Origin of the sequence: Extensimonas perlucida, from assembly GCF_007655255.1 — a bacterium.
GTDB lineage: Bacteria > Pseudomonadota > Gammaproteobacteria > Burkholderiales > Burkholderiaceae_C > Extensimonas > Extensimonas perlucida.
In genome coordinates this window covers 77091-103812 of sequence record NZ_VMYE01000011.1, presented here as the reverse complement: position 1 = coordinate 103812, position 26722 = coordinate 77091, and the positions used below count along the sequence as shown (strand labels likewise).

Annotated in this window: 21 protein-coding genes and 3 pseudogenes; 6 read left to right on the top strand and 18 right to left on the bottom strand. The window is 67.5% G+C overall.

Annotation, left to right across the window (positions count from 1 at the left end; translation table 11 throughout):
- Nucleotides 1-128 (top strand): annotated as a pseudogene (locus FK527_RS10930) (IS481 family transposase); the annotation flags it as partial.
- A pseudogene (locus FK527_RS10925) lies at nt 125-1921 on the top strand (bifunctional 2',3'-cyclic-nucleotide 2'-phosphodiesterase/3'-nucleotidase); the annotation flags it as partial. The pseudogenes FK527_RS10930 and FK527_RS10925, both read left to right, overlap by 4 nt.
- Nucleotides 1922-2052: 131 nt before the next feature.
- Here FK527_RS10925 and FK527_RS10920 read toward each other — a convergent pair.
- From FK527_RS10920 to FK527_RS10880, 9 genes and pseudogenes are all read right to left on the bottom strand, one after another.
- A complete protein-coding gene (locus FK527_RS10920) occupies nt 2053-2949 on the bottom strand; it encodes an urease accessory protein UreD (RefSeq protein WP_144733479.1) in 897 nt (298 codons plus the stop codon).
- Between the two features lie 117 nt (nt 2950-3066).
- Nucleotides 3067-3543 carry a nuclear transport factor 2 family protein gene (locus FK527_RS10915; RefSeq protein WP_144733476.1) on the bottom strand — a complete coding sequence of 159 codons (477 nt, stop codon included), beginning with the start codon at nt 3541-3543 and terminating at the stop codon, nt 3067-3069.
- A gap of 43 nt (nt 3544-3586) precedes the next feature.
- Nucleotides 3587-4369: an SDR family NAD(P)-dependent oxidoreductase gene (locus tag FK527_RS10910; RefSeq protein ID WP_144733473.1), complete on the bottom strand. Its 783-nt coding sequence runs from the start codon at nt 4367-4369 to the stop codon at nt 3587-3589.
- A 2-nt stretch (nt 4370-4371) separates the two neighbouring features.
- On the bottom strand, nt 4372-4911 hold the full coding sequence (locus tag FK527_RS10905) for a DUF3833 domain-containing protein (RefSeq protein ID WP_144733505.1): 540 nt from the start codon (nt 4909-4911) through the stop codon (nt 4372-4374).
- Between the two features lie 60 nt (nt 4912-4971).
- Nucleotides 4972-6414, bottom strand: a pseudogene (locus FK527_RS17800) (MFS transporter); the annotation flags it as partial.
- Nucleotides 6411-6935: a chalcone isomerase family protein gene (locus tag FK527_RS10895; RefSeq protein ID WP_144733470.1), complete on the bottom strand. Its 525-nt coding sequence runs from the start codon at nt 6933-6935 to the stop codon at nt 6411-6413. The pseudogene FK527_RS17800 and the gene FK527_RS10895, both read right to left, overlap by 4 nt.
- A gap of 154 nt (nt 6936-7089) precedes the next feature.
- Nucleotides 7090-8343: an SAM-dependent methyltransferase gene (locus FK527_RS10890; RefSeq protein WP_144733467.1), complete on the bottom strand. Its 1254-nt coding sequence runs from the start codon at nt 8341-8343 to the stop codon at nt 7090-7092.
- Between the two features lie 11 nt (nt 8344-8354).
- Entirely contained in the window at nt 8355-9167 is an 813-nt protein-coding gene (locus FK527_RS10885; protein WP_246072749.1) for a DUF1365 domain-containing protein, read from the bottom strand.
- Entirely contained in the window at nt 9164-10468 is a 1305-nt protein-coding gene (locus tag FK527_RS10880; RefSeq protein ID WP_144733464.1) for an NAD(P)/FAD-dependent oxidoreductase, read from the bottom strand. The genes FK527_RS10885 and FK527_RS10880 overlap by 4 nt, the downstream gene beginning before the upstream one ends.
- A 195-nt stretch (nt 10469-10663) precedes the next feature.
- Between FK527_RS10880 and FK527_RS10875 the strand changes: the two genes are divergently transcribed.
- Nucleotides 10664-11710 carry a MerR family transcriptional regulator gene (locus FK527_RS10875; RefSeq protein WP_144733461.1) on the top strand — a complete coding sequence of 349 codons (1047 nt, stop codon included), beginning with the start codon at nt 10664-10666 and terminating at the stop codon, nt 11708-11710.
- A gap of 3 nt (nt 11711-11713) precedes the next feature.
- Nucleotides 11714-12613, top strand: a complete 900-nt coding sequence (locus FK527_RS10870; RefSeq protein ID WP_144733458.1) for a TIGR01777 family oxidoreductase — start codon at nt 11714-11716, stop codon at nt 12611-12613.
- Nucleotides 12614-12628: 15 nt separating this feature from the next.
- Here the strand turns inward: FK527_RS10870 and FK527_RS10865 are convergent, their stop codons facing one another.
- From FK527_RS10865 to puuE, 7 genes are all read right to left on the bottom strand, one after another.
- Nucleotides 12629-13396, bottom strand: coding sequence for an ABC transporter permease (locus FK527_RS10865; RefSeq protein WP_144733455.1), 768 nt, complete (start codon nt 13394-13396; stop codon nt 12629-12631).
- A 40-nt stretch (nt 13397-13436) separates the two neighbouring features.
- The gene (locus tag FK527_RS10860; protein WP_144733452.1) at nt 13437-14267 is read right to left on the bottom strand and encodes an ABC transporter ATP-binding protein; all 831 of its coding nucleotides are present in this window, start codon (nt 14265-14267) and stop codon (nt 13437-13439) included.
- Nucleotides 14268-14397: 130 nt separating this feature from the next.
- Nucleotides 14398-15450, bottom strand: a complete 1053-nt coding sequence (locus FK527_RS10855) for an ABC transporter substrate-binding protein (RefSeq protein ID WP_144733449.1) — start codon at nt 15448-15450, stop codon at nt 14398-14400.
- 335 nt (nt 15451-15785) lie between these two features.
- Nucleotides 15786-18104, bottom strand: coding sequence for an NADP-dependent malic enzyme (locus tag FK527_RS10850; protein ID WP_144733446.1), 2319 nt, complete (start codon nt 18102-18104; stop codon nt 15786-15788).
- A gap of 225 nt (nt 18105-18329) precedes the next feature.
- Nucleotides 18330-19598: a M20 family metallopeptidase gene (locus tag FK527_RS10845; protein WP_144733443.1), complete on the bottom strand. Its 1269-nt coding sequence runs from the start codon at nt 19596-19598 to the stop codon at nt 18330-18332.
- 66 nt (nt 19599-19664) lie between these two features.
- Complete coding sequence (uraD, locus tag FK527_RS10840; RefSeq protein ID WP_144733500.1) at nt 19665-21443, bottom strand: 2-oxo-4-hydroxy-4-carboxy-5-ureidoimidazoline decarboxylase; 1779 nt, start codon at nt 21441-21443, stop codon at nt 19665-19667.
- A gap of 26 nt (nt 21444-21469) precedes the next feature.
- Nucleotides 21470-22441 carry an allantoinase PuuE gene (gene puuE, locus FK527_RS10835; RefSeq protein WP_144733440.1) on the bottom strand — a complete coding sequence of 324 codons (972 nt, stop codon included), beginning with the start codon at nt 22439-22441 and terminating at the stop codon, nt 21470-21472.
- A 95-nt stretch (nt 22442-22536) separates the two neighbouring features.
- Here puuE and uraH point away from each other — a divergent pair, with 95 nt between their 5' ends.
- On the top strand, nt 22537-22887 hold the full coding sequence (uraH, locus tag FK527_RS10830; protein ID WP_144733437.1) for a hydroxyisourate hydrolase: 351 nt from the start codon (nt 22537-22539) through the stop codon (nt 22885-22887).
- Between the two features lie 36 nt (nt 22888-22923).
- Here uraH and FK527_RS10825 read toward each other — a convergent pair whose 3' ends face one another.
- Nucleotides 22924-23439, bottom strand: coding sequence for a hypothetical protein (locus FK527_RS10825; RefSeq protein ID WP_425460440.1), 516 nt, complete (start codon nt 23437-23439; stop codon nt 22924-22926).
- Here FK527_RS10825 and xdhC point away from each other — a divergent pair.
- Nucleotides 23438-24349, top strand: a complete 912-nt coding sequence (xdhC, locus tag FK527_RS10820) for a xanthine dehydrogenase accessory protein XdhC (protein ID WP_281287828.1) — start codon at nt 23438-23440, stop codon at nt 24347-24349. The two genes, FK527_RS10825 and xdhC, sit on opposite strands and share 2 nt — an antisense overlap.
- A 92-nt stretch (nt 24350-24441) precedes the next feature.
- On the opposite strand, the gene FK527_RS10815 is transcribed toward xdhC, so the two are convergent.
- Nucleotides 24442-26523: a sodium-translocating pyrophosphatase gene (locus tag FK527_RS10815; protein ID WP_144733434.1), complete on the bottom strand. Its 2082-nt coding sequence runs from the start codon at nt 26521-26523 to the stop codon at nt 24442-24444.
- Nucleotides 26524-26722: the final 199 nt, after the last annotated feature.

Here is a 26722-nt window from a genome sequence, read left to right as displayed (position 1 = left end):
TCTACAACCACCACTTGCCCCAATCAGCCCTGCAGAGCAAGACGCCTATGCAGGCTATGAGTGGGTGGTACGATTCATACCCTCATTTGTTCCATCGGCGGCCTTATGATCGTCCGGGACTGGACAGTTTGCCAACACCTTTTTGGTGGACAACGGCGACACGCTGCAGGGCACCGCGCTCGCCGACTACGAGGCGCTGGTCAAGCCCCTTGCCTGTAACCAGCAGTCGTCCATGTTCAAGGCCATGGGCGCCTTGGGCTACGACGCGGGCACGGTGGGCAACCACGAATTCAATTACGGCCTGCCCTACCTGAACCAGGTGCTGGGCGGCGGGCTCGACGTCGCAGGCGTCGATGCCAGCCTGAAGTGCGCCGGGCCGGGCTATCCGGTGGTGCTGGCCAACGTGCTCAGCAGCAAGACGCAAAGGCCCTTGTTGCAGCCCTACACCATCATCGAACGCACGCTGGTGGCCACCGGCGCTGACGGCAAAGAGCAGAAGCTGCCCATCAAGATCGGCGTGATCGGCTTTACCACGCCCGGCATCATGAATTGGGACAAGCGCTACCTTGAGGGCAAGCTGTCCACCACCGGCGCGGTCGAGGCAGCCACGCAGTACGTGCCCGAGATGCGCGCCAAGGGGGCCGACGTGGTGCTGGCGCTGCTGCACGGCGGTCTCGACGGCGCAGCCTATTCGCCCACCATGGAAAACCCGGGCCTGTACGTGTCCAAGGTGGCGGGCATAGACGCGATGGTGATGGGGCACCAGCATGGCGTGTTTCCCGACACGGCGGCCACGCCCATGTACGCCCAGCCGGGCGTGGACAACAAGGCCGGCACCGTCAACGGCGTGCCTGCAGTCATGGCCAGCTCCTGGGGCAAGGCGCTGGGCGTGATCGAGCTCGCGCTGCAGTGGGACGGCAGCAAGTGGAGCGTGAACAAGTCGGCCAGCAAGGCGCAGTTGCGCACCATCCTGACGGGCAAGGACGCGGCGGGCAAAAACCTGTATGTGGACCCGGACCCCAGCGTGGCGCCCCTGATCGAGGCGCAGCACCAGGCGACCATCACCTACGTGAAGACGCCCATAGGCAACACCGACTTCCGCATGAGCACCTTGTTTGCCGACGTGGGCGATCCGGGTGCGATCCAGATCGTGAACCAGGCGCAGCAGGACTACGTGGCCAGCTACATCCAGGCCAACCTGCCGCAGTACGCCGGCCTGCCCGTGCTCTCGGTGAGCGCGCCGTTCAAGTCGGGCTTTCAGGGCGCGACCGACTACACCGACGTGGCCGCAGGGCCGCTGGCCATCTTCAACGCCGCCGACCTGTACCTGTACCCGAACACGGTCTATGCCGTGAAGGTCAACGGCGCCGACATCAAGGACTGGCTCGAGGCCGCGGCCAAGCGCTTCAACCAGATCGATCCGGCCAAGACCACGGAGCAGCAGCTCATCAGCAGCTTCCCCGGCTACAACTTCGACATGTTCACGAGCGCCGATGTGCAGTACGAGATCGACGTCACCCAGCCCGTGGGCAGCCGCATCAAAAACCTGCGCTATCTCGGTCAGCCGATAGACCCTGCCAAGGAGTTCGTGATCGCCACCAACAACTACCGCGCGACCAGCGGCAAGAGCTTCATCCCCAAGCTCGACGGCTCGGCCACGATCTGGGCCTCGCCCGATGCGAACCGCGATGTGGTGGTCAACTACATCCGCAAGAACGTGAACATCACGCGCGCGGCGAATGGCTCGGCCAGGAGCTGGCGCTTCACCACGGTCACGACGGCCGGGCCGGTGGTGTTCAGCTCGGGCCCCAGCGCCCTGTCGGTGGCGCAGGCGGCGGGGCTTGCCAACGTGTCCCTGCTTGCGGCCGACGATGGTTCGGGCAAGGGCACGTCCAAGTACGCTATAGATCTGTCGAGGTGAGGCGGTAGCTGCCAGGGGCTTTTGCAGGACTTGCGCAAACAGGCAGGCGCGGCGTCTTGCAGAGGCCCCTGGCGTGGCTTGCCGACGTGCCGGCTGGCCTGACCCCAATTCCACCAGACCCCAATTTCTCCCTACAGGGCCCACACCCGCGGCGCGGTCGCCGGCAGTTGCCAGAAATGCGCCCGCCAGGCGGCGCGCAGCGCGCGGGCGAGCGCCATTGCGGGTTCGACCTGCGGCGCGAGCATGCGCGCGAGCAACAGTTGCGGGTGCGGGCTGGTGGCGCCGGCAGTGGGGGCGAGCGGGTGCGGCGCGATCACGGCACGCGCGGCGTCGAGCGCGGCTTCGCGCTGCGCGTGGGTCAGGGGCGTGCCGCTGGCAAAAAACACGCTCGCCAGGCAGCCGTACCCAGCCAGGCCCAGCGGGCTGTGCAGCAGGCGTTGGTCGGCCGCGGCGATGGTGCCGCGTTCCAGCCAGACGCCGGGTATTTCGAGGTGCTGCAGCAGGCGCCCCGATGCAGCAGGCGGCGTGGCGCCGACGGGGTCGGCTGCGCGGGTGACATTCGCGGACGGTGCGTCGTGGGTGGCGTGGGTGGGCTCGGGCATCCAGCCCAGCGCCGTCACGTCCCAGCTCAGGCATTGGGCGCCGGGTGCCAGGGTGAGGCTGAGGTGGTTTTCCGCCATGCAGTCGCGGTAGCACAAGGTCTCGAGCGGCAGCCATTCGAGGCGCGCGCCGGCTTGCAGCTGCAGTTGCGTGATTTGACGGGCCGGCGCGCCTGCGCTGCGGTAAAAGCGCGTGGCGCCGGGCGTGGTGAGCAGGGCGTGGGTGCCACTGCCCGCATTGACAGCGACCTGCAGTGTGTCGCCGCCCACGAGCCCGCCCGGCGGGTGCACGAGCACGTTGTGGCAAATACCCGTGCCTTCGGGGTACAGGCTTTGCAGGATGCGCAGCGGGCCCTGGTGGGTGTAGCGCGCCACGGTGCGCTGCTCTTGCAGGGTGTAGTCCAGGTGTAGCTGGGCGTGCCAGGTCATGCGCGGTTTACTATGGAAGTCAGAGCTATGAGCGCATGATATCGGGGCGCAGGCAGCATTTTGGGGCTGAGGCTGCAGGGGGCGGCGCAGCAGCGGAGTGCGGCGTAGGCAGGCAGTTCAGGCGCCCGCGCGCTTGCGCAGCCAGCGCACGCCGGGGCCGATGAGCGGGAATTTTTCAAAAAGCTCCTCGGCGCTGTCCCAGTAGTCGCGGTGCAAGGTGATGCGGCCTTGCGCATCGAAGCGCAAATGGGTGGCGCCATAGATGTGCTCGGGCTGGTGCGTGCGCCAGCGCCGGAAGCGAAATTGCATGTCCCAGGTCAAAAAGGCTTGCTGCGCACCAACGATGTGGTCGATAAAGACGAAGCGCGGCTCGTGCAGCGCCTCGAACATGTGCGTAAAGATGGCAGTGATGGCGGGCACGCCCTGTACGTCGTGGAATGGGTCTTTGAAGCGCGCGTCTCGGGCGTAGTACTGACCCAGCAGGGGCAGATGCGCCGGGGCAAAATTTGCAAACAAAGCCATCACCCGCGCCGTGGCTTCGCGGGTGTCGACGGCGGATTCGCTGGCGTTTGTGGGCGGCGCGGTAGAGGTCATAAATAGCGTGTGCGAGGTGCGTGTGTGAGGTGCGTGTGCGAGATCAAAGCCCGGTGAAGCGGTGCACCAAGGGAAAGTACCAGCGGTAGGGCAGCACGCGCAGGAGCTTGAGCACGCAGGTAAAGCGTCGCGGAAAGTGGATTTCAAAGGCGCCGCGCTGCCAACCGCGCACGATGGCCGTGGCCGCTTGCTCCGGGGTGCGCAGCGCGGGCATGGGGAAGTCGTTGCCCTGGGTCATGGGGGTGGCGACGAAGCCGGGATTGATGATGCTCACCCCCACGCCTTGCGGCCGCAGGTCCAGAAACAGCGCTTCGGCGAGGTGGATCAGCGCGGCTTTGCTCGGGCCGTAGCCCAGGGCGCGGGGCAGGCCGCGCCAGCCGGCCACGCTGGCCACGAAGCTCAGGTGCGGCGCGCGCCCGGTGTGCGCAGCCTGCAACAGGGCCGGCGTCACGGCGTGCAGCACGTGCAGCGCGCCGAGGTAGTTGACCTGCAGGTGGCGCTGCAGCTCGGCCAGCTCGAGGTGGCTCGCGCGCTGGGCGCGGTAGTAGCCCGCGCAGTAGCAGACCAGGTCGAGCGGGCCCGTGGCGAGCAGCGCTTGCGCGGCGGCGCTCACGGCATCGGCGTCGGTCGCGTCGAGCGCGAACGCAAGGCTGCCGGGGTGGGCGCGCACGAAGTCGTCGAGGGCGGCTTGCTGCCGCGCGGAGACGATGACCTGCGCGCCGCGCGCGTGCAACAGCTCGGCGGTGGCCCGGCCGATGCCGCTCGAGGCGCCGACCAGCCACACGCGTTTGCCACGCCAGTCGGTGATGGGCGGGTTGAGTGCCATGCTCACTCCTTGCGAAAAGACAGCAGCACCTCGCCCAGCCGAATGCCGAACTTGCGCATGGTGGCGCGGTTGAGCAACACCTTGTCGTCCACCAGAAACATCCAGTCGTCGAACTGCACTTCGTATTCCTTGCCGTCCACGGGCAGGCGCAGCGTGTAATTCCAGCGCAAGGCGTTGCCAGCGGCTTCGCCCTGCGCTTCGCCCACGACGTCGTCGGCGCGGCCGCTGTAACGCCCCGGGCCGAGCTTGGTGATGTGCCACACGCGCCGCTGGGTGCTGCCGTCGGAATACGTGAAGGCCTCGTCGAGCACGCCTTCGTCGCCTTCCCAGCGGCAGTCCATCAGGACGGTAAAGCGCCGCGCCACTTCGCCGCCGCGCTTTTGGAAGATGCCGTGCGCGACGACGCGGCCGCTGAAGTAGTCCTCAAGCGCGAGCACGGGGCGCTCCTGGGCGTAGTCCTTGGGCTGCGGGCTGGCGCAGCCCTGCAGCAGCGCGGCGCCCAGGCCGGCGAGCAGCACGGTGCGGCGTAGGTTCCATGGCAGAGCTCCTTTCGTGGCGTGGTGGAGGGGGTCAGGTGCAGGGCGTATGCACAACAGGTACAGCAGCGCAGCAGCCAGCAGCTTGAGTCCGCAAGGCAGCAGTGCGTACGTCCAGCGCAGCGGCTGCAGCGCCAGCGCCTCGGTGCTGCCCGGTGTGTAGCCCCACCATTGCAGCAGCGGCAGCGCGCCGCCTGCGGCGAGGGCGAGGTTGAACTTGGTGGTGAGATTCCACCAGCCCAGGTAAGCGCCCTCGGTGCGGCCCACGGCGCCCGCGCGCGCCACCAAGCCGGCCAGCATCGCACCGGGCAGCGTCAGATCGGCGCCAAAAGCCACGCCCGTGAGGGCACAAATGACGGCGAAAGCATGCGTTTGCCCCGCGCCCAGGGCGGCCGTCCAGGCAAAGCAGGCCACGGCCAGCAGCATGGCCGCGAGCCAGCTGCGCGCCAGCCCCGCGCGACCGACCAGACGCAACCACAGCGGCAAGCCCAGCGCAGCGCTCACGAAATACAGCGCCAGGAACAGCGCCACCTCGCCCTCCCGCGCACGTAGCACGTCCTGGGCAAAAAACAGCATCAGCGTCGCGGGAATGGCGCTGGCCGTGCCGTTGCACAGGAAAACCAGCAGCAAACGCCGCATGCGCGCATCGTGCAGCGGCTGCCACAGACGGGCACCGCGCGCTGCCTCGGGCGTCGGCGCCGCGCCTAGGAGCCTGTCGGACTTTGGAATCGTCGGCTGCGAATGCGCCGCAGCGGCCCATTTTTTACCGTCTTCTTGCCCCATAGTCCCGCTATGGGGCGGCGAATCCGGCAAAAACTGGTCTCGCCGGGGCGCATTCTCGCTTTCGACGCCCAAAGTCCGACAGCCTCCTAGCGGCGCTCCTAGCGGCGCGGGGCGCGGCGCCTGCCACCACAGCAGGTAGCCGCAGGCCAGTGCCACGCCGAACACTGCGAGCATTCCCGCGGCCCCCCAGGTCAGAGCCAGCGCCGATGCCGCCACCACGCCCACCAGGGCGTGGCCTTCGCGCCAGGCGACGATGCGGCTGCGCTGCACAGCATCGCCCCCGAGCCGCACGCCCCAGGCCTGGTGCGCGAGCATGAGCTGGCTGTGCGCCACGCTGGTGAGCACCAACCCCACGAGCATCCAGACCCACAGCCCCGTGCGGTCGGTCGGCGGCGGAAAGTACAGCCCCGTCAAACCCAGCGCCAGCAGCGCTGCGGCGGCGCCCGCGACCCACAGCACCGTGCGCAGACTGCGCGCGTAGAGCGCGTCGCACCAGCGGCCCAGGAGCGGCTCCAGGAACGCATCGCACAGGCGCACCAGCATGAGCAACACGCCGATGCTCGCCAGCGCCAGGCCGTGGTGCTGCGCGTAGTGGTGCGGCAGCACCACGTACATGGGCAATGCGGCAAACGCGAGCGGCAGGCCCAGCAGCCCGTAGCGCAGCCCGGCGCGCCAATGCGCCGCAGCGCCGGCTGCAAAAGGGTGGACGGGCGGCGCTGCGTTCATGGCGCCACGCGCGCGAGCAAGGCCGCGCGCAAGGAGGGCTCGGACGTCTGGGGCGAAAGCCAGATGCCGAAGAACAAATGCGCGAGTTCAGGCTCGCGCAAGGTACCGAGCAGCTGCGCGCCGCGCCACAGTTGCATGCCCTCGCCGGGCAGATAGACGCCCAGGAGCCGGTCGCCGGGCTGCACGTCGGGCAGCAACTGCGCGAGCATGCGCTCCCAGCGCTGCGCAAGCTCCGGGGCCAGCTTGCGCTGGCGCTGCATTTCCGTGAGCGAGCGCCGCGCAATGGCGGCCGCACTGAAGGCCCGGTGATAGCGCAGTTCGAGCGCGAGAGGGTGGGCATCGAAACGCGCGGGGGCGAAGCGCGCATCGACCCACAAGCGCGCATCGTAAATGGCCACCCCAAAAAAGCGCATTTGCCCTTCTCCAGCAAGCGTGAGGCGCTCCTGTATTGGCAGCGCCTGCAAAGCCGGCGGCGGCGCCACATCGGCGCTCGCCTGGCTCGCCAGCGGGGCGCATCCCATGACACAGACCACCAGGAATTTGGATAAAAAGTGGCTTTTGCGCATATCAGGCAAGCGCTAGCAGCTATCGAATAGTTAGCATCTCGATCACGAATCCTGGACTTACGCAAACAAGGATGCAGCGAGGTGTTTTGCCATGGGGCGAACGCCTGGCCTAACCCCGATTTGCGTAAGTCGTGGAATCGTCACGCACCAAAGTGAACTGCACCACGTCAATGGTGTGCAGGTCGAAACCGGCTTCGCAATACGCGAGGTAAAACTCCCAGGTGCGCACGAAGCGTGTGTCGAACCCCTGTGCGAGCACCTGGGCGCGCGCCTGCGTGAAGCGCTGGTGCCAGCGGCGCAAGGTCTCGGCGTAGTCGGGCCCGAAGGAAAACGCTTCTTGCACGTGCAGCCCGGCCTGCGCTGCGCAGGCCACGAGGCGCTCCTTGCTGGGCAGGCAGCCGCCAGGGAAGATGTATTGCTGGATGAAGTCCGTGCCGCGGATGTAGCGCTCGAACAGCGCCTCGTCGATCACGATGCTCTGGATGCAGGCCCTCCCCCCCGGGCGCAGCAGCCGCCGCAGCGCGGCGAAATACTCGGGCCAGTAGGCGCGGCCCACGGCTTCGAGCATTTCGATCGAGCAGATCGCGTCATAAGGCCCGTCGGCAATGTCGCGGTAGTCCTGCAGGCGCAACTGCACGCGCTGCGCCAGATCGGCCGCCTGCATACGTGCTTGGGCAAAGTGCAGTTGCTCTTGCGACAAGGTCACGCCGGTGACCTGGGCCTGGAACTCCTGCGCCGCAAGCTCGGCCAGCGCGCCCCAGCCGCAGCCGATTTCGAGCAAGGTGCCCCCCTGCCGCACGCCCGCGCTTTGCAGGGCGCGGCGCATTTTGGCGCGCTGCGCGAGGGTCAGGTCGCCTTGCAAGTCGCCCTCGAACCAGGCGGCGGAGTAGTTCATGCTCGGGTCGAGCCACAGCGCGTAAAAGGCGTTGCCCAGGTCGTAGTGCGCATGGATGTTGCGACGGCTGCCGGCCTTGCTGTTGCGGTGCAGCGCATGGCGCAGCCGGTACGCGAGCTGTCCCCACCAGGAGCCATACACCAGCGCTTCGAGCGCGGCGCGGTTGGCCAGCAGCAGCTTGAGCAGCTCGGCCAGGTGCGGGGTGCTCCAGTCCCCGTCGATGTAGCTTTCGGCCAAGCCGATGTCGCCAGCGCGCAGCACGGCGGGGAACACGCGCCAATTGGCGAGCTGCATGCGCGCCACCGTGCTGCCGCCCGGACCGAAGGACAGCGTGCGGCCGTTGGGCAGCTCCAGGTGCAGGCAACCGTGCTGCATACGCTCCAAAAAGCGCAGCGCCTTGCGCGCAAAGAATGGGGCTTGGGTAGCGATTTCTCTGCTTTTTGCTGGGCTGGCGATGGTGCTGGGCATGGCAAGCGACCTCAAACTGGGGTGGAGCGGGACACCGTTTGCACGGGCGGCGGTGGTTTGCGAAAGAAAGGCACGCGCTTGGCGAGCAGCCGCAGCGCATGCCAGTGGATACGCGCGATCACGGCCAGCGTCATGAGCGGATGGCGCCACAGAGCGCGACGGCGCAGCGCAGCGTTCAGCGGTGCGAGCCGGCCCACGAGCCCCGTGCGCAGCAGCGCACCCTGGGCGTCGTGGTAGTCGATGCGCACCTGCAGCGCGTCGCCTTGGCAAGCGAAGTCGAAGTGGTATTCCCCGTCCACGGGGCAAAACGGCGAGACGTGGAACACCTTGCTCGCCACCAGGGGCTGACCGGGCCGGGGCGCGTCGAGCAAATAGGCGTGGCGTTCGCCAAAGGTGTTGTTGACCTCGGCGACGATGGCGCGCAGGCTGCCGTCCGCACCGTGGCAGTACCAAAAACTCACGGGCTTGAAGGCGTAGCCCAAGACGCGCGCAAAGCACTGCAGCCAGACCTCGCCGCCGGCGTCGTGGATGCCCGCAGCAGCCAGCAGCGCATCGAGCCAGGCGAGCGCCCCGCCCGCGGCGGGGCTACGCCCGTCGCCATGGTCAGCGTCGTGAAAAGACAGCGCCCCGCACCGGTTGTACGCGAGCACGCCCCCCGCCTGCGGCTGGGCCTGCAAGGTGCGCATGGGCAGCAGCAGAAAGAACACCCGGTACGCAAAGCGGTGGCGCCGCGGACGCAGCCGCGTGTGCCACACCTGCCCGAAGCCGATGTGCGGCACGGGTGTGGTGGGCAGGGCCATGGTGGGCCGGGCCGGGGTGCTCATGCGGCCTCCTTGCGCTGCCAACGGGCCAGCAAAGCGTGCGCCGCGCGGTAGCCCGACTGCAGGCCATCCTCGTGAAAACCGTAGCCCGCCCAGGCACCGCAGTACCAGATGTGTTGCACGCCCTGCAACTGCGGCACGCGGGCCTGCGCCTCGATCGCGGCGAGGTCGAACACCGGGTGTTCGTAGTCGTACGCGCCGAGCACTGTGCGTGGATCGGGCGCACGCACGGGATTCAGCGAGACCAGCACCGGCTGCGCGAAAGGCAGCGGCTGCAGGCGGTTGATCCAGTAGTGCAGGCAGACCCGGGCCGACTCTTTTCCGGCGTCGGCAGCACGCTCGTAATTCCACGCGGCCCAGGCAGCGCGCCGCTGGGGCAGCAAACGCGCGTCAGTGTGCAGGATGGCGCGGTTGCTCTGGTAGCGGATGGCGCCGAGCACGGCCTGCTCCTGCGCCGTGGGCTGGGCCAGCAGGCGCAGTGCCTGGTCGCTGTGCACGGCCAGCACCACGGCGTCAAAGCGCGCACTGCCGTCATCGCATTGCAGCTGCACGCCCGCGGCGTCGCGCACGATGCGGCGCACGGGGCTGGACAGGCGCGCGTCCAGGCCCGCCACCATTTTTTGCACGTACTGCCGTGCGCCGCCCGCGACCGTCCACCACGCAGGACGGCCCTGGACCTGGATCAGACCGTGGTTGTGGCAAAAGCGGATCATCGTCGCCACGGGAAAGCGCAGCATCTGCTCGGTCGGGCAGCTCCAGATGCAACCCAGCATGGGCAGCAGATACCACTGCTGGAATGCAGCGCCGAAGCCATGCGCGCGCAAAAAGTCCGCGAGCGGCTGGCGCAGCGTGGCCTCGTGCTTTGCCGTGGCCACCTCGGTACACAAGCGGTTGAAGCGCAGCACTTCGCCCAGCATGGCCCAAAAACGCGGGCGCAGCAGGTTGGCGCGCTGCGCAAAAATGGTCTGCAGGTTGGCGCCGCTCCATTCGAGTGGACTGCGCCCGCCGGGGCCGGCGCCCGGCACCTGCACCGAAAACGACATGTCCGTGCGCGCAACGGGCACGTCCAGGGCGCGCAACAAGGCGATCAGCCCCGGGTAGGTGCGTTCGTTGAACACCAAAAATCCCGTGTCCACCCCGTGCTCCACCGGCTCGCCGCGGGCATTGGGTAGACACACGTCCACGGTGTGCGTGTGGCCGCCAAAGTAATCCGCCGCCTCGAACAGCGTCACGCGGGCGTGCTGCCGCAGCACGTGGGCCGCGGCCAAGCCAGAAATGCCGGAACCGATGATGGCGATGCGCATGTTGTGTCCTTGGGGCAAAAACCGAACGTCCAGGAAGTCGATCGTCGACGTCTGGCGCGAATTGTATTAGACAAAAATTTATTTGTCATGGACAATAAAGGCAAATGTGATTTTTGTCCATGGTAATTTTGAGCGTGCTTGTGCCAAACCCGCAGCTACCGTCTGCGACCCTTTCATCGAATCGAGGAATTTTTCGTGCGTGATCTCCTGACTGCCGCCACTGCGGCCGCATTGCCGATAGCCGCCGTGGAGCGCGAGACGGGGCTGGCGAAAGACACCTTGCGTGTCTGGGAGCGACGCTACGGCTTTCCGCAGCCCCTGCGCGATGCCGCCGGCGACCGGCGCTACCCGCCCGAGCAGGTGCAGCGCCTCAAGCTCATCGCGCGCTTGCTCGATGCGGGTCAGCGGCCGGGCAAAGTCGTCGGGCTGGACGCGGCAGCTCTGCACGCTTTGCTCGGGCGCCTCGACGGCGCGCAGGGCCAAGCCAGCAAGACCGCCGCACAACCCGTCGCACAACCCGTCGCACAACCCGCCGCGCCCGAGCCCCAGAGCCAAGGCGTGGCACTGGAGCCGTTCATGAACGCCGTGGCCGCGCACGACCCGCAGGCCTTGCGCGGCTTGCTCGGCCACGCGCTCTCACGCTGGGGCCTGGCCGTGTTCGTGCGTGCGGTCGTGGCGCCCTTGAACGCCGCCGTGGGCGACGCCTGGGCGCAGGGGCGTTTTGAAATTTTCGAAGAACACCTCTACACCGAGGTCGTCACCACGGTGCTGCGGCACGCTTTGGCAGCGCTGCCGCCACCGCCCGCGCCCGGCAGGCCCAGGGTGCTTTTGACGACCTTGCCGGGGCAGCTGCATGGCCTGGGGCTGCTGATGGTCGAAGCCTTGTTGGCCCTCGAAGGCTGTAGCTGCATTTCTTTGGGCACCCAAACCCCGCTGACCGATCTGGTGCAGGCCGCACACGCGCACCGCGCGGACGTCGTCGCCTTGAGCTTTGCCGACGTCCAACCCGCCGCTTTGGTGCGCGCCAGCGTGCAGGCCCTGCGCGCGCAACTGCCCGCCACGGTGGCCTTGTGGATAGGGGGCAATTGCGATGCGCTGTACGCAAGCGTGCAAACCGGCGTGCACGCCGCGCGCGACCTCGCAAGCCTGCCCGCACTCGTGCAAAGCTGGCGTGCCAGCGCATCCCAGGCTGCGGCGTCGCCGGCCCCGCACCCCACCGCGCCTGCCATGACAAAGGAGTGAACCATGCGCATCCTGCTCACCGGTGGCACAGGACTGATCGGCCGCGCGTTGTGCCGCTTTTGGCGCGCACGCGGCGACGAGGTGCTCGTGTGGAGCCGCCAAAGCGCGCGGGTAGCGGCGCTGTGCAGCGGCGCGCAGGGCATTGCCGACCTGGCAGCGCTTGGCAAGGCGGAACATTTCGACGCCGTGGTGAACCTGGCCGGCGCCCCCATTGCCGACGCCCGCTGGACGGCGGCGCGGCGCGAAACCTTGTGGAACAGCCGGGTGCTGCTCACGCGGCGCCTGGTGGACTGGATGCTGCAGCTGCAGCGCCCGCCGGCGGTGCTGCTCTCGGCTTCGGCAGTGGGTTGGTGGGGCGATGCGGGCGAGCGCGTGCTCGACGAGTCCAGCCCCGCGGGCGTGCCCGACTTCGGCAGCACCTTGTGCGCCGCTTGGGAAGCCGAGGCCCTGCGGGCGCGTGAGGCCGGGGTGCGCGTGCTGCTGCTACGCATAGCGGCTGTGCTGGCGGCCGAAGGGGGCATGCTGCAGCGCCTGCTGCCACCGTTTCGCCTGGGGCTGGGTGCGCGCCTGGGCAGTGGGCAGCAGTGGATGCCGTGGATCCACATCGACGACGTGGTGGCTTGCGCCGATTTTTTGCTGCAGCACGCCGATTGCGCGGGCGTGTTTGCGGCGTGCGCACCGCATCCGGTGCGCAACGCCGAATTCACGCAGGCGCTGGCGCGCGCCGTGCGTCGCCCTGCGCTGCTGGCCGTGCCCGCCTGGGCGCTGCGCCTGGCACTCGGGGAGATGGCCGTTTTGCTGCTGGGCAGCCAGCGGGTGCAACCCGTGCGCACCCTGCAGGCGGGTTACCGCTTTCAGCAGCCCGAACTGGAAGCGGCCCTGGCCCAGCTGTTGCGCCGTTGAGGCGAGCGGCGCGGCTCACCCGCCCTGCGTGCCGCGGTGCGCCCAGGCGGTGGTGTGCTTTTCCAGCAGGCTGAAGAGCTCGTACATGGCCATGGCCATGGCGCCAACCACGATCAGGCCCGCAAAGGCCAGGCCCATCTGCATGGACGAGCCCGCAGACACGAGCAAATAGCCTATGCCTTCGTTCGCGGCGGTCATTTCGCTCACCGTGGTGCCCACGAAGGCGAGCGTGATCGCCACCTTGAGCGAGGCGTAAAAGTACGGCAGCGAGCGCGGCAGGCCGACCTTGACGAGCACGTCCCAGCGGCGCGCGCCGAGCACGCGCAGCACGTCTTCGAGCTCGGGCTCGAGCGTGGCCAGGCCCGTGGCGATGTTCACCATGATCGGAAAGAAGCTGATCAAGAACGCCGTGAGGATGGCCGGCCCCGCGCCTATGCCGAACCAGACCACGAGGATGGGCACGAAGGCCGCCTTGGGCAGCGCGTTGAACGCCGTCATCAGCGGGTACAGCGCCGCGTAGGCCAGGCGCGAGCTGCCGATCACGAAGCCCAGCAGCACGCCCACCACGATCGCCAGGCCAAAGCCCGCCATGGTGACCCAGAAGGTGCGCCAGGCGTGGCCCGCGATCACGTCGCCAAACTGCACGAGCTGCGTGGCGATGCTCCACGGGCTGGGGAAGATGAATTCCGACACGGCCAGCGCCGCGCAGAGCACCTGCCACAGCAGCACGATGGCCGCGAGCAGCAGCCACGGTGCCCAGCGTTCCACGGTTTTTTGGTGCATGGTTTTGGCCTTTCGCTTTTTGTGTGTTGCCTGTTCGCGCTCATTGCGCCAGCGCAGCACCGGCACCGTTTTGGCGCAGTGCGCCGATGTGCCCGCGCAGCTCGTGCACGATGTCGGTGAATTCTTTGGTGTAGGTGACTTCGAGCGGGCGCGGGCGCGGCAGCGGGATGGTTTTTTGCGCCACGAAGCGGCCCGGGCTCTTGCTCATCACGTACACCGTGTCGGCCAGAAAGACCGACTCGCGCAGGTCGTGCGTGACCAGGATGACGTTGAAGCGCTGCTCCTGCCACAGGTCGCGCAGCGTGCACCAGAGCTCCTCGCGCGTGAAGGCGTCGAGCGCGCCGAAGGGCTCGTCGAGCAGCAGCATCTGCGGCTCGTGGATCAGCGCACGGCAGATGCTCGCGCGCTGCTGCATGCCGCCCGAGAGCTGCCAGGGGTATTTATGCTCGTAGCCGGCCAGGCCCACCTTGTGCAGCAGGGCGCGGGCGCGCTCTTCAAACTCTTTGCGCTTTTGCCGGAACTGGCTGCGGTACGGGGCGACGATTTCGAGCGGCAGCAGCACGTTGTCCAGCGTCGTGCGCCAGGGCAGCAGCGAGGGCGCCTGAAACGCCATGCCCGAAATCTTGAGCGGCCCCGTGACGGGCTGGCCGGCCACGCGGATCTTGCCCATGCTCGGCTGGCGCAGGCCCGTGGTGAGCTTCATGAAGGTGGACTTGCCGCAACCCGAGGGGCCGACGATGGCGATGAAGGCGCCGCGCGGCACCTGCAGCTCGATGGCTTCGACCGCGAAGTGGTTTTGTGCGCGCAGCTCGTCGCTGTAGGCGAGCCAGACGTCGCGGAATTCGATGAAAGCGGTGTTTTCTGGCTGCATTTTTGGGTATCAAATGAGGCTTTAGCGCTTGATGCATGTGCGCAAGCAGCTATCGAAAGCAAACTCAAAAAAGTGAGCAAAAGGCATGCCCGCAGCGGGCAAGCACACCGGCAGCCGCAGCCGCCGCGGATCACTTGCGCGGCAGCACGTCGAGCTCGGCCGCGGGCGGCAGAAAACTGCCGTTCCACACGGCCGCCGGGTCCACGCGCGTCTTGGTGCGGTAAGCGTCGGACACCTGCGAGGCCATGAGCGACAGGCGCGCGGGCCGCACCTGGCCAAAGCCCTCGGCGCGTGCGTCAGGGCTGTTGACCACGGTGTCTATGGCCAGCTGCAGGCGCCGCGTTTCGAGCGCCACGTTGACGATGCCGTCGCGCGCTTTCACGGCCGCGATGGCCGCGGCGGGCTGCGCGATCACCTCTTTGGCGCCGCGCGCGAAGGCGCGCAAAAACGCCTTGACCGCGGCCGGGTTCTCGGCGATCAGCTTGGGGCTGGCAATGATTGCGTTGCCATAGAGCTTCACGCCCCAGTCGGCGTAGGGCAGAACCAGCACCTCGGCCGGCTTGGCGCCGCGTGCTTCGAGGTTGAGCAGCGAGGTGAAGGTAAAGCCCGTGATCGCATCGACGTCGCCGCGCACCAGCATGGTTTCGCGCAGCGGCGGGTCCATGGTGATCCACTGCACTTCGCCCACGTGGTTGGCCTTGGCGAAAATCGGGAAGGCGCGCCGCCCCGCGTCGAACACGGGCGCGCCGAGCTTCTTGCCCGTGAGGTCGGCGGGCTTGGCAATGCCGCTTTTCTTGAGCGCCATGACCGAGGCCGGCGTGTTGTTGTAGACCATCATCACCGCCACGGGCTTGTTGGGCGCGTCGGGGTTGTTGGCGTGGAACTCCATCAGCGCGGCCAGGTCGGCAAAGCCCATGTCGTAGCTGCCCGAGGCCACGCGCTGCACCGCCCCGCCCGAGCCGCTGCCCGCATCCACGCTCACGTCCAGGCCCGCAGCCTGGAAGTAGCCCTTGGCCAAGGGGTGCAAAAAAAACGCCGACGGCCCTTCAAAGCGCCAGTCGAGCTGGAACTTGATCGGCGTGGTGGCGGTGGCGCCGGTGTTGCCGGCAGTCTGGGCCTGCGCGGGGGTCAGGCTGCCGGCGCCCAGCAGCAGCGCGGCCTGCAGGAACGATCGCTTTTTCATCGGGCTTCCTTCGGAGAACGGATGGCGATCTTTGAGCAAGAACGATGCCCACCTGGGCATCGTGCCCGCACCGGGTTGGGTGGGGCGGTGCCGCAGGTGGTGTCAGCGCGCCGCGGCAGCCGCGCGCCGTTTGAGCCGGGCACGGTGGGCATGCCCGTTGGTGGTGCGCCGCCGAAGGCTGGTTTACGGGCTCACACCCTAGGAGCCTGTCGGGCTTTGGAATCGTCGGCTGCGAATGCGCCGCAGCGGCCCATTTTTTACCGTCTTCTTGCCCCATAGCACCACTATGGGGCTGCGAATCCGGCAAAAACTGGCCTCGCCGGGGCGCATTCTCGCTATCGACGCCCAAAGTCCGACAGGCTCCTAGGCACGGCGGCGTTGGCGGCCGCGAGCGCGGTCATGTTGACTACGCGGCGCACCGTTGAAGAGGGCGTGAGCACATGCGCCGAGGCTGCCGCGCCGAGCAGGATGGGGCCTATGGTGGTGCCGTGCGCGCTCGTGGTCTTGAGTACGTTGAAGAGGATGTTGGCCGCGTCCAGGTTGGGGCAGATCAGCACGTTGGCGGCGCCGCTGAGCGTGGCGTCGAGCAGGCTGTTGCGGCGCACGTCTTCGGACAGTGCCGCGTCGCCGTGCATCTCGCCGTCGCATTCGATGTGCGGCGCGAGCTGCGTGAACAGGTCGCGCGCGAGGCGCATTTTGCGCGCCGAGGCGCGGCTCGACGAGCCGTAGTTGGAGTGCGACAGGAACGCCACCTTGGGCGGCAGACCAAAGCGCTGCACCTCTTCGGCGGCCATGAGCGCGATGGCCGCGAGCTGCTCGGCGCTCGGGTCTTCGTGGATGTAGGTGTCGGCGATGAACAAGGTGTATTGGTCGAGCATCAGCGCATTCACGGTCGCGAGGCCCGGCGCACCCTTTTTCACGCCGAGGATGTCGCGGATGTGGTCGAGGTGGCTGTCGAAGCGCCCTACCAGCCCGCACAGCATGGCATCGGCGTCGCCCAGGTGCACCATCAGGGCGGCGATCAAGGTGTTGGAGCGGCGCACTGCGGCTTTGGCGGCCTCGGGCGTGACGCCGCTGCGGCCCATGAGGCGGTGGTAAGTCTCCCAATACTGGCGAAAGCGCGGGTCGTCTTCGGGGTTGCAAATTTCCACGTCGCTGCCGGGCTGGATGCGCAGACCCGCTTTGGCGATGCGCGCGGCGATCACGGCAGGGCGGCCGATCAGGATGGGGCGCGCGAGCCCGTCATCGACGGCCACCTGGGCCGCGCGCAGCACGCGCTCGTCCTCGCCTTCGGCGTAGGCCACGCGCCGCGGCTGGGCCTTGGCCGCGGCAAACACGGGGCGCATGAACATGCTGGTTTGATAGACGAAGCGCGAGAGGCTTTCGCGGTAAGCGTCGAGGTCGGCAATGGGGCGCGTGGCCACGCCAGACTCGGCTGCGGCCTGCGCCACGGCGGGCGCGATGCGCAAAATCAGGCGCACGTCGAACGGCGTGGGGATGAGGTAGTCAGGCCCGAAGCGCAGTTCCTTGCCCGCGTAGGCGGCGGCCACTTCGTCGCTCATCTCGGCTTTGGCAAGGTCGGCGATCTGGCGCACGCAGGCGAGCTTCATGGTGTCCGTGATCTTGGTCGCGCCGCAGTCGAGCGCGCCGCGGAAGATGTACGGAAAGCACAGCACGTTGTTGACCTGGTTCGGGTAGTCCGAGCGGCCCGTGGCGATGATGCAGTCGGGGCGCACGGCCTTGGCGAGCTCGGGGCGGATTTCGGGCTCGGGGTTGGCGAGCGCGAGGATGATGGGCTTGTCCGCCATGGTCTTGACCATCTCGGCCGTGAGCACGCCGGGCGCCGAGCAGCCAAGGAACACGTCCGCGCCCTGCACCACGTCGGCGAGCGTGCGGGCGCTGGTTTTTTGGGCGTAGCGCGCCTTCGATTCGTCGTAGCCGCCGGGGCGGCCTTCGTAGATCACGCCCTTGGAGTCCACCATAAAGACGTTTTCGCGCCGCACGCCCAGTTCCACCATCACATCGACGCAGGCGAGGGCCGCCGCGCCTGCGCCCGAGACGGCCAGCTTGACCGTATCGATGCGCTTGCCCACGAGCTCCAGGCCGTTGAGCAGCGCGGCGCTCGAGATGATGGCCGTGCCGTGCTGGTCGTCGTGGAACACAGGAATGTTCATGCGCTCGCGCAGCTTGCGCTCGATGTAAAAGCACTCGGGCGCCTTGATGTCCTCGAGGTTGACGCCGCCCAGCGTGGGTTCGAGCGCGGCGATGATTTCGACGAGTTTGTCCGGGTCGCGCTCGGCGAGTTCGATGTCGAACACGTCGATGCCGGCAAACTTTTTGAACAGGCAGCCTTTGCCCTCCATCACGGGTTTGCCCGCAAGCGGGCCGATGTCGCCCAGCCCGAGCACGGCCGTGCCATTGGTGACCACGCCCACGAGGTTGCCGCGCGCCGTGTAGTCGAAGGCCTTGGACGGGTCGGCGTGGATGTCCAGACAGGGGTAGGCCACCCCGGGCGAGTAAGCGAGCGAGAGGTCGCGCTGGTTCGACAGCGGCTTGGTCGGACTCACGGAGATTTTGCCGCGCACCGGCGTGCTGTGGTAGGCGCGCGCGGCGTCGCGCAGGATTTGTTCGGCGGGGGAGAGGGGCTTGGTCATGCGGTCGTCAAGTGAGTGGTCACAGCTCCCGAATTTACCCGCTGCGTACCCCCATGCGGGCCGGTCTTGCGTGCGGGCCGGTCTTGCGTGCGGGCGCGTGGTCACCGGCTTTTACCGGCGTGCAGACGCCGAGACTGGACTTAGGCAAACAAGGATGCAGCGAGGTGTTTTGCCATGGGGCGAACGCCTTGCCTCACCCCGATTTGCGTAAGTCGTGCGGGAAACTCAGGCCAACAAGTCGCTCAGCGTGCGCGCCACCACCTTGGTGGCGCGGCGCAGGTCTTGCAGGTCCAGCCGCTCGTCGGCGCGCTTGGCGTGCGATTCGAGCACGCTGCGCGGGCCGGCGCCGTAGATCACGCCGGGGATGCCGCGCTCCACATACAGGCGCACGTCGGTGTAGAGCGGCGTGCCCTTGGCGGGGATGGGCTCGCCGAACACGGCTTGGCCGTGCTTTTGCAGCGCCTGCACGAGCGGTGCGTTGCCGGGAAGCGGCGTCATGGCGCGCGCAAGCAGCAGGCGTTCGATGCCGACGCGCAGGGCGTCGCCGCCGGCACTGTCGTAGCCGCGTTCGGCGTTGTAGCGCTGCACCGTGCGCTCGATGAGCGTGCGTAGCTGCGCCTCGACCTCGGCGGGGTCTTCTTCAGGGATCATGCGGCGGTCGAGCTTGAGCACGACTTTGCCGGGCACCACGTTGGTGTGCGTGCCGCCTTCGATGCGGCCGATGTTGAGGTAAGGGTGCGTGATGCCGGGCACCTGGGACGTGATCTGCTGGTACTTTGCGTTCTCGGCGTACAGCGCGTTCATGAGCGCCACGGCGCCTTGCAGCGCGTCCACGCCGGTGTCGGGCACTGCCGCGTGCGCCATCTTGCCGTGCAGCGTGACTTCGAGCTGCAGGCAGCCGTTGTGCGCCACCACCACCTCGTAGCTGAAGCCCGCGGCCATCATCAGATCGGGCTGCGTCAGGCCCTGGCGCAGCAGCCAGCCGGGGCCGAGTTCGCCGCCGAATTCCTCGTCGTAGGTGAAGTGCAGCTCCACCGCGCCGCGCTGCGGCCGGGCCACGGCTTCGAGCGCGCGCACGGCAAAGCCGTAGGTGGCGAAGTCGCTTTTGCTTACCGCGGCGGCGCGGCCGTAGAGCTTGCCAGCGACGATCTCGCCGCCGTATGGGTCGTGCGTCCAGCCCTCGCCGGGCGGCACCACGTCGCCGTGGGCGTTGAGCGCGATGGTTCTGCCGCCCGCGCCGTAGCGCCGGCGCACGATCAGGTTGGTGATGCTTTGCATGCCGTGCGCGCGTACCTCGGCGGCGGGCACGGGGTATTTTTCGGCGGCCAGGCCCCAGGCGGCGAGCAGCTCGGCCGTCTTGTCGGCGTGCGGCGCGTTGTCGCCGGGCGGCGTGTCGGTGGGCACACGCACGAGTTGCTGTAAGAAGGCGACTTCTTCGTCGAAATGCGCGTCTATCCAGGCGTCGAGCTGGATGTAATGATTTTCTGCGGGCATGTTTTTTTGCATTAAATTAGCCTCTAACGCCCGTATATTAAGCGCTAGCAGCTATTTTGTTAGGAGCTATGTGGAGATTTCGGCGGCCAGGTTTGCTAGCAGCTGCTGCAGCGCGCGCACGGCCAGTTCCATGTCGTCGCTGGTGGTCGATTCGAGCGGGTTGTGGCTGATGCCGCCGTTTTCGCCGCGCACGAACAGCATGGCCTGCGGCAGGATCTGGTGCAGCTTCATGGCGTCGTGGCCCGCGCCGCTGGGCAGGCGCTGCACGGGCAGGCCCAGCGCCTGCACGGCGGCCTCCCAGCGGCGCTGCCAGGCGGGCGCGCTGGGCGCGGCGGCGGCGCGCAGGGTTTCTCGCAGGGCGTATTGCAGGCCGCGCCGGGTGGCAATGTGCTCGATATGCGCCAGCACGTCGGCGGCCAGACGGTCGCGCTGCGCATCGCTGGGCGCGCGCAAGTCCAGGCTGAAGCTGCAGCGCCCCGGCACCACGTTGACCGAGCCCTGCGGCACGGCGAGCTGGCCCATGGTGGCGACGGAATCGCCATCTTGCGCGGCGCGCTGCTCCAGGTACAGCGCCAGCTCCGCAGCGGCGCAGGCAGCGTCGCGGCGGCGGTTCATGGGCGTGGTGCCGGCGTGGCTCGCCTCGCCGATGAATTCACCAAGATAGCGCACGCTGCCGTTGATGGCGCTGACCACGCCCAGCGGCAGGTTCGATTCGCACAGCACCGGGCCTTGCTCGATGTGCACCTCCACGAAGCCCAGGTACTGCGCCGGGTCGCGCCGCAGGGTAGGGATGTCTTCGATGCGCAAGCCGGCGCGCTGCATGGCTGCGCGCAAAGTGACGCCGGTGGTATCGCATTGGTCGAGCCAGGCTGCATCGAAGTCGCCCACGAGCGCGCTCGAGCCCAGGAATGTGGCGGCAAAGCGCTGGCCTTCTTCCTCGGCAAACGCCACCACTTCAAGCGCAAAGGGCAGGCGCCGCCCGGCACGCGCGAGTTCGCGCACGCAGGCGATGGGCACGAAGATGCCCAGCCGCCCGTCGTACTTGCCGGCGTTGCGCACAGTGTCGTAGTGCGATCCCGTGAGCAGCGCGCGCGCGCCTGGCGTGGCGCCGTGGTAGCGCCCCACGACGTTGCCCACGGCGTCGAGCTGCACGGCGTCGAAGCCGCTCGCCTGCATCAGCGCGTGCAGTTCGGCCGCGCAGGCGCGGTGCGCGTCGCTCAGATACGTGACGCTGAGCTGGCCTTGCGCGGCAAACTCCGGCTCGCTGTGGCGCGCGAGCTGCTCGTGCCAGTCCCAGACCATGTTGCCCAGCGCCGGCGTGAAGCCGAATTTGTCGTTCAGGCGCAGCTCGGCAATGCGGTGGATGTTGCGCAGCGCTTCGGCGCGTTCGGCCTCGGGGTGCTGGTGCAGGCGGCGCGCCAGGGTGTCGATGATTTGCGTGCGGTGGAGCCCCGTCCCGCGCGGCCCGCGCACCGCGAGGATGAACGGGAAGCCAAAGCGTGCGTGGTAGGCGGCATTGAGTTCGTGCAGGCGCGCAAACTCCTGCGGCGTGCAGGCCGTGAGGCCGGCCTGGTTTTGCTCCTGCGCCGATTCTGCCGTGAGCTTTTGCGCGATGGCGGCCTTGCCCGCGAGTTCGGGGTGCGCGCGGATCAGCGCGAGCTGCGCGGCGGTGTCGGCGCGCGTGACCACTTCGGCCATGGCGTGCTTGAGCTGCGCGAGCGACGCGAACGGGCGCTGGCGCAGCGCCGCAGCCGCGATCCAGGGCGAATGCTCGTAGATGCCGGCCAGCATCTGCAGCGCTTCGGGCTCGGGGGCGGTGTTGAGCTGGTCTAGCGTGTAGGGCATGGCGTCATTTCCCATCCATTCGCGATTCATTCCCGACTTGTTCCCGAACCATCGCTCTGGCACGGGTGCGTGGCCGCCCAGTGGCGCGCGATGTCTATGCGCCGGCACACCCAGACCTTGTCATGCTGCAGCAGGTAGTCCAAAAAACGCTGCAGCGCCGTGATGCGCCCCGGGCGGCCGAGCAGGCGGCAGTGCATGCCCACGCTCATCATCTTGGGTGCATTCGCGCCCGCAGGGTCGCCCTCGGCGTAGAGCGCGTCGAAAGTGTCTTTCATGTATTGGAAAAAGGGCTCGGCGTACGCAAAGCCCTGCGGCAGCGCAAAGCGCATATCGTTGCAGTCCAGCGTGTAGGGCACGATCAGCTGCGGCACCACCGTGCCGTCGCTGCGCTGCACTTGCATCCAAAAGGGCAGGTCGTCACCGTAGTAGTCGCTGTCGTAGGCAAAGCCGCCGTAGTCGGCGACGAGCCGGCGCGTGTTCGGGCTGTCGCGCCCCGTGTACCAGCCCAGCGGGCGTGTGCCCGTGAGCTGGGTGAGTATCTCCATGGCCTGCTGCATGTGGGCGCGCTCCACGTCTTCGGGCACGTTTTGGTAGTGGATCCACTGCAGGCCGTGGCAGGCGACTTCGTGCCCCTGCTGCACCAGCGCCTGCGCAAGCGCAGGGTGGCGCGCGAGCGCGCTCGCGACGGCGAACACCGTGAGCGGCAGGTCGCGCTCGGCGAACGCGCGCAAAATGCGCCACACGCCCACGCGCGCACCGTACTCGTAGATGCTCTCCATGCTCATGTGGCGCGCGGGGTAGCTCTCGGGGTTGAACATTTCCGAGAGGAATTGCTCCGAGCCCGCGTTGCCGTGCAGCACGCAGTTTTCGCCGCCTTCTTCGTAGTTGAGCACGAACTGCACGGCGATGCGCGCGCCGCCGGGCCATTGCGCATGCGGCGGCCTGGGGCCGTAGCCGACCAGGTCGCGCGGGTAGGCTAGCGTGGTGTCGTAGAGCATGGATGGCATCCCCAAAATTTCGGCATGTGCATGAAGATTGCATGTGCAGTTTTCGTGCCTGCCAAGGCTTGGACGTATTTTCAGGAGGTTTCGAGATGGGCCTGAGTACCCATGTGTTGGATACCATGCACGGCTGCCCCGCCGCCGGCATGGAGGTCGCGCTGTATGAAATGCACGGCAAAGCCGCGAGCTTGCTCAAGCGCGTGGTGCTGAACCAGGACGGGCGCAGCGACGCGCCCCTGCTCGACGAGGTGAGCCTGCGCTGCGGCACCTACCGGCTGCGCTTCAACGTCGCGGGCTACTTTGCGGCGCGCGGTGTGGCGCTGCCACAGCCGAATTTTCTGGGCCAGGTGAATCTGGATTTTGGCGTGGCGCATGCTGACCAGCATTACCACGTGCCGCTGCTCGTGAGCCCCTGGAGCTATGCCACCTACCGCGGCTCGTGAGGGGTACGGGTGGCTTGCGGCTTACTTTTTGGGGGCTTACATCTGCCCTTCGGTCAGCGTGTCGAGCTGAAAGTGCCCGCTTTTGTCCCACAGCCAGACGTCGGTGTAGGTGACGCGGCCCATGCGCTGCGGCGCAGGGTAGGGCGCGGCGGCGCGCGCGATGCGTTCAATCTCGGCCACGACCTCGGGCGCGTGGTTGGGCGCACGCTTCCAATGCAGCGCGGTGACGCGGCCCGCGCGGTCGATTTCCACGTCGAGCACGCCGATCGCATACAGCATGGGCGGCAGCTTGCCCTGGTAGATGCGTCCCGTGTTGCGTTCATAGAGGTGCCGCGCGGCATCCTGGCGGTAGGCGCGCGCCGTGCTCGCGGACGAGGCGTGCACGGTTTCGGTGCCTGGAAGGACGCTGTCTTGCGCAGAAGGCGAGGCTGTGGGCGTCTGAGGGGGCGACTTGCAGGCCGTCACCAGGGCGGTGATTGCGGTCAGCAGACTGGCGAGCCGCCAGCGACGGGGTTCGGCGACCGTTTGCGGCGGGGGAAAAGACGAGGACATGGGCACGCTGAGGATGGAAGTGGCTGAATTGCGTAGCCTGGAGGATGTATGGAGCGCCTTGACTGCAGGGCATGCGGCCTGCATGGTGCGCGTGGAGTCTATACAAGGTTCGGCGCCAAGGGAAGCCGGCGCGTGGATGATGGTGTTTGCCGATCAGGTCTTCGGCAGCATAGGCGGCGGGCATCTGGAGCACCAGGCCATCGCGCAGGCGCGGCGCATCTTGGCCGCACGCGCTGCGCCTGCTGCGCCCAGTGGTGCTGGCAGCGCCAGCGACGTGCCGCTGTCGCTGCATTACGCGCTTGGCCCCGCACTCGGGCAATGCTGCGGCGGTGCGGTCGAACTGGGGTTTGCCCTCGTGGGCGCCGCCGACATCCCCGCACTGAAGCTGCGCCTTGCACCGCGCCGCCACCCGCTCGCGCTGTTCGGCGCCGGGCACGTGGGGCGCGCGCTCGTACAGGTGCTCGCGCCGCTGCCTTTTGCCGTGCGCTGGTTCGACAGCCGCGAGGATGCCTTCCCGGCTCGGTCGTGCGATGCGCAGATGTTGCCGGGCGAGGCTTTGCGCTGCGAGCATTCCGATCCGGTGCACGGCGCCGTTGCCAGCCTCGCTCCGGGCACGCGCGTGCTCATCATGAGCTTCAGCCACGCCGAAGACTTTGCGCTCGTGCACGCCTGCCTGCGCCGCCAGCGCGCGCAGGGCGACCTGCCTTTCATCGGCTTGATCGGCAGCCGCACCAAGTGGGCCACGTTTGCAAGCCGCTTGCGCGCGCGCGGCTTTGCCGAGCACGAACTGGCGCACATCACCTGCCCCATAGGCATTCCTGGCATCCGCGGCAAAGAGCCGGCGGTGATCGCGGTTGCAGTGGCCGCACAGTTGCTGCAGACCCTCGCGCCGCAAAGTCCAGCAGCGTGAAAGCCTGCCCCAGTCGAACACTTTGACCGGGACAGGCTCTTTGTGCGCTTGCGCCACGCCCGCGGAAGGAGATGGGCGCGAGGTTTTCAGCCTCAGCCTGCGTGGAATTTGACCACCAGCGGCACGATCAGCAGCGCCACGATGTTGATGATCTTGATCAAGGGGTTGATCGCGGGGCCGGCGGTGTCTTTATACGGGTCGCCCACGGTGTCGCCCGTGACGGCAGCTTTGTGCGCCTCGCTGCCCTTGCCGCCGTGGTGGCCGTCTTCGATGTATTTCTTGGCGTTGTCCCACGCGCCGCCGCCCGTGCACATGCTGATCGCGACGAACAGGCCCGTGACGATGGTGCCCATCAAGAGGCCGCCCAGCGCCTTGGGCCCGAGCAGCAGGCCCACGGCGATCGGCGTGATCACGGGCAGCAGGCTGGGGATCACCATTTCCTTGATGGCGGCGGCCGTGAGCATGTCCACGGCCTTGCCGTATTCGGGCTTGGCCTTGCCTTCCATGATGCCGGCAATGGTGCTGAACTGGCGGCGCACCTCGACCACCACAGCCCCCGCGGCGCGGCCCACGGCCTCCATGGCCATGGCGCCGAAAAGGTAAGGGATCAAGCCGCCAATGAACAGCCCCACGATAACCAAGGGCTCGGAGAGGTCGAAGCGCACGCTCTGCCCCAGGGCTTCGAGCTTGTGCGTGTAGTCGGCAAACAGCACCAGCGCGGCCAGGCCGGCCGAGCCGATCGCGTAGCCCTTGGTCACGGCCTTGGTGGTGTTGCCCACGGCGTCCAGCGGGTCGGTGATGTCGCGCACGCTGCTGGGCAGTTCGGCCATTTCGGCGATGCCGCCGGCGTTGTCGGTGATCGGGCCGTAGGCGTCGAGCGCCACCACGATGCCCGCCATGCTCAGCATGGACGTGGCCGCAATGGCGATGCCGTACAGGCCGCCGAGCTGGTGGGCGACGATGATCGCTATGCACACGAAGAGCACCGGCCAGGCCGTGGAGCGCATGGACACACCGAGCCCGGCGATGATGTTGGTGCCGTGGCCGGTGGTCGAGGCCTGGGCGATGTGCTGCACGGGCGAATACTGCGTGCCGGTGTAGAACTCAGTGATCCACACGAGCAGCGCCGTCAGCACCAGGCCCACCACGCAGGCGCCAAAGAGCCGCATCTGCGCCCCCGTGCCGCCAAGCGCGTTGTCGGGGACGATCCAAGTAGTCACGAAATAAAACGCGATCAGCGAGAGCACGCCCGCAATGGCCAGCCCCTTGTAGAGCGCGGGCATGACGTTCTTCATGCCGGGCGAAGCCTTGACGAAGAAGCAGCCGATGATGGACGCAATGATGGACACCGCACCGAGCGCGAGCGGATACACCATGGCCTGGCCGGGCGCTGCCGCCACGAGCAGCACGCCGAGCACCATGGTGGCGATCAGCGTCACGGCGTAGGTTTCGAACAGATCGGCGGCCATGCCGGCGCAGTCGCCCACGTTGTCACCCACGTTGTCGGCAATCACGGCGGGGTTGCGCGGGTCATCCTCGGGGATGCCGGCTTCCACCTTGCCCACGAGGTCGGCGCCCACGTCTGCGCCCTTGGTGAAGATGCCGCCGCCCAGCCGCGCGAAGATCGAGATCAGCGAGGAGCCGAACGCCAGGCCGATCAGCGGGTTGAGCAGGCTGCTCAGCGACGCCGAGGCGCCCGCATGCCCGTTCGCGGTCAGAAACCAGGCAAAGCCGCTCACGCCGAGCAGGCCCAGGCCCACCACCAGCATGCCCGTGATGGCGCCGCCGCGAAACGCCACGTCGAGCGCCGGGCCTATGCCTTGCGTGGCCGCCTGCGCGGTGCGCACGTTTGCACGCACCGAGACATTCATGCCGATAAAGCCGCAAGCACCCGAAAGCACGGCCCCGAGCACGAAGCCTATGGCCGTGGTCACGTCGAGAAAAATGCCGATGAGGATCGCCAGCACCACACCGACGAGCGCGATGGTCTTGTATTGGCGCGCCAGATACGCCGCGGCGCCGGCCTGGATGGCGGCGGCGATCTCCTGCATGCGCGCGTTGCCCGCGTTCTTGGCCAGAATCCAGCCGCGGGCCCAGATGCCATAGGCCACCGCAACCAGTCCGCAAACCAAAGCCAGGATGAGAGGGGAAGTCAGTGCTGAGTTTTCAGCCATTCGGTTCTCCTAGATAAGTCAGTTGCACGGAAGGAGACACAACGCATCGGATGTGCTCCCGCTGCGTTGCTTCCTCGTGCTCCCGAACTTGGGAGACGCGATTGGCCAACGCCGGCAATTTACCGCAAAAGGCCTTGTCTCCGACCAGGAAAAGCGCACTTGCGCCCCTAAAATCAGGGTTAGTCCCAGGCCAAATCGT

What these genes read in the sequence shown, in the direction of transcription:
- puuE (WP_144733440.1), bottom strand. Translation starts at nt 22,441, where the DNA reads ATGCTCTACGACACCACGCTAGCCTACCCGCGCGACCTGGTCGGCTAC.
- FK527_RS10885 (WP_246072749.1), bottom strand. Translation starts at nt 9,167, where the DNA reads ATGAGCACCCCGGCCCGGCCCACCATGGCCCTGCCCACCACACCCGTG.
- FK527_RS10855 (WP_144733449.1), bottom strand. Translation starts at nt 15,450, where the DNA reads ATGAAAAAGCGATCGTTCCTGCAGGCCGCGCTGCTGCTGGGCGCCGGC.
- FK527_RS10815 (WP_144733434.1), bottom strand. Translation starts at nt 26,523, where the DNA reads ATGGCTGAAAACTCAGCACTGACTTCCCCTCTCATCCTGGCTTTGGTT.
- FK527_RS10845 (WP_144733443.1), bottom strand. Translation starts at nt 19,598, where the DNA reads ATGCCCGCAGAAAATCATTACATCCAGCTCGACGCCTGGATAGACGCG.
- FK527_RS10865 (WP_144733455.1), bottom strand. Translation starts at nt 13,396, where the DNA reads ATGCACCAAAAAACCGTGGAACGCTGGGCACCGTGGCTGCTGCTCGCG.
- FK527_RS10920 (WP_144733479.1), bottom strand. Translation starts at nt 2,949, where the DNA reads ATGACCTGGCACGCCCAGCTACACCTGGACTACACCCTGCAAGAGCAG.
- FK527_RS10890 (WP_144733467.1), bottom strand. Translation starts at nt 8,343, where the DNA reads ATGCCCAGCACCATCGCCAGCCCAGCAAAAAGCAGAGAAATCGCTACC.
- FK527_RS10895 (WP_144733470.1), bottom strand. Translation starts at nt 6,935, where the DNA reads ATGGGATGCGCCCCGCTGGCGAGCCAGGCGAGCGCCGATGTGGCGCCG.
- FK527_RS10825 (WP_425460440.1), bottom strand. Translation starts at nt 23,439, where the DNA reads ATGTCCTCGTCTTTTCCCCCGCCGCAAACGGTCGCCGAACCCCGTCGC.
- FK527_RS10880 (WP_144733464.1), bottom strand. Translation starts at nt 10,468, where the DNA reads ATGCGCATCGCCATCATCGGTTCCGGCATTTCTGGCTTGGCCGCGGCC.
- uraD (WP_144733500.1), bottom strand. Translation starts at nt 21,443, where the DNA reads ATGCCCTACACGCTAGACCAGCTCAACACCGCCCCCGAGCCCGAAGCG.
- FK527_RS10915 (WP_144733476.1), bottom strand. Translation starts at nt 3,543, where the DNA reads ATGACCTCTACCGCGCCGCCCACAAACGCCAGCGAATCCGCCGTCGAC.
- FK527_RS10910 (WP_144733473.1), bottom strand. Translation starts at nt 4,369, where the DNA reads ATGGCACTCAACCCGCCCATCACCGACTGGCGTGGCAAACGCGTGTGG.
- FK527_RS10850 (WP_144733446.1), bottom strand. Translation starts at nt 18,104, where the DNA reads ATGACCAAGCCCCTCTCCCCCGCCGAACAAATCCTGCGCGACGCCGCG.
- xdhC (WP_281287828.1), top strand. Translation starts at nt 23,438, where the DNA reads ATGGGCACGCTGAGGATGGAAGTGGCTGAATTGCGTAGCCTGGAGGAT.
- uraH (WP_144733437.1), top strand. Translation starts at nt 22,537, where the DNA reads ATGGGCCTGAGTACCCATGTGTTGGATACCATGCACGGCTGCCCCGCC.
- FK527_RS10860 (WP_144733452.1), bottom strand. Translation starts at nt 14,267, where the DNA reads ATGCAGCCAGAAAACACCGCTTTCATCGAATTCCGCGACGTCTGGCTC.
- FK527_RS10870 (WP_144733458.1), top strand. Translation starts at nt 11,714, where the DNA reads ATGCGCATCCTGCTCACCGGTGGCACAGGACTGATCGGCCGCGCGTTG.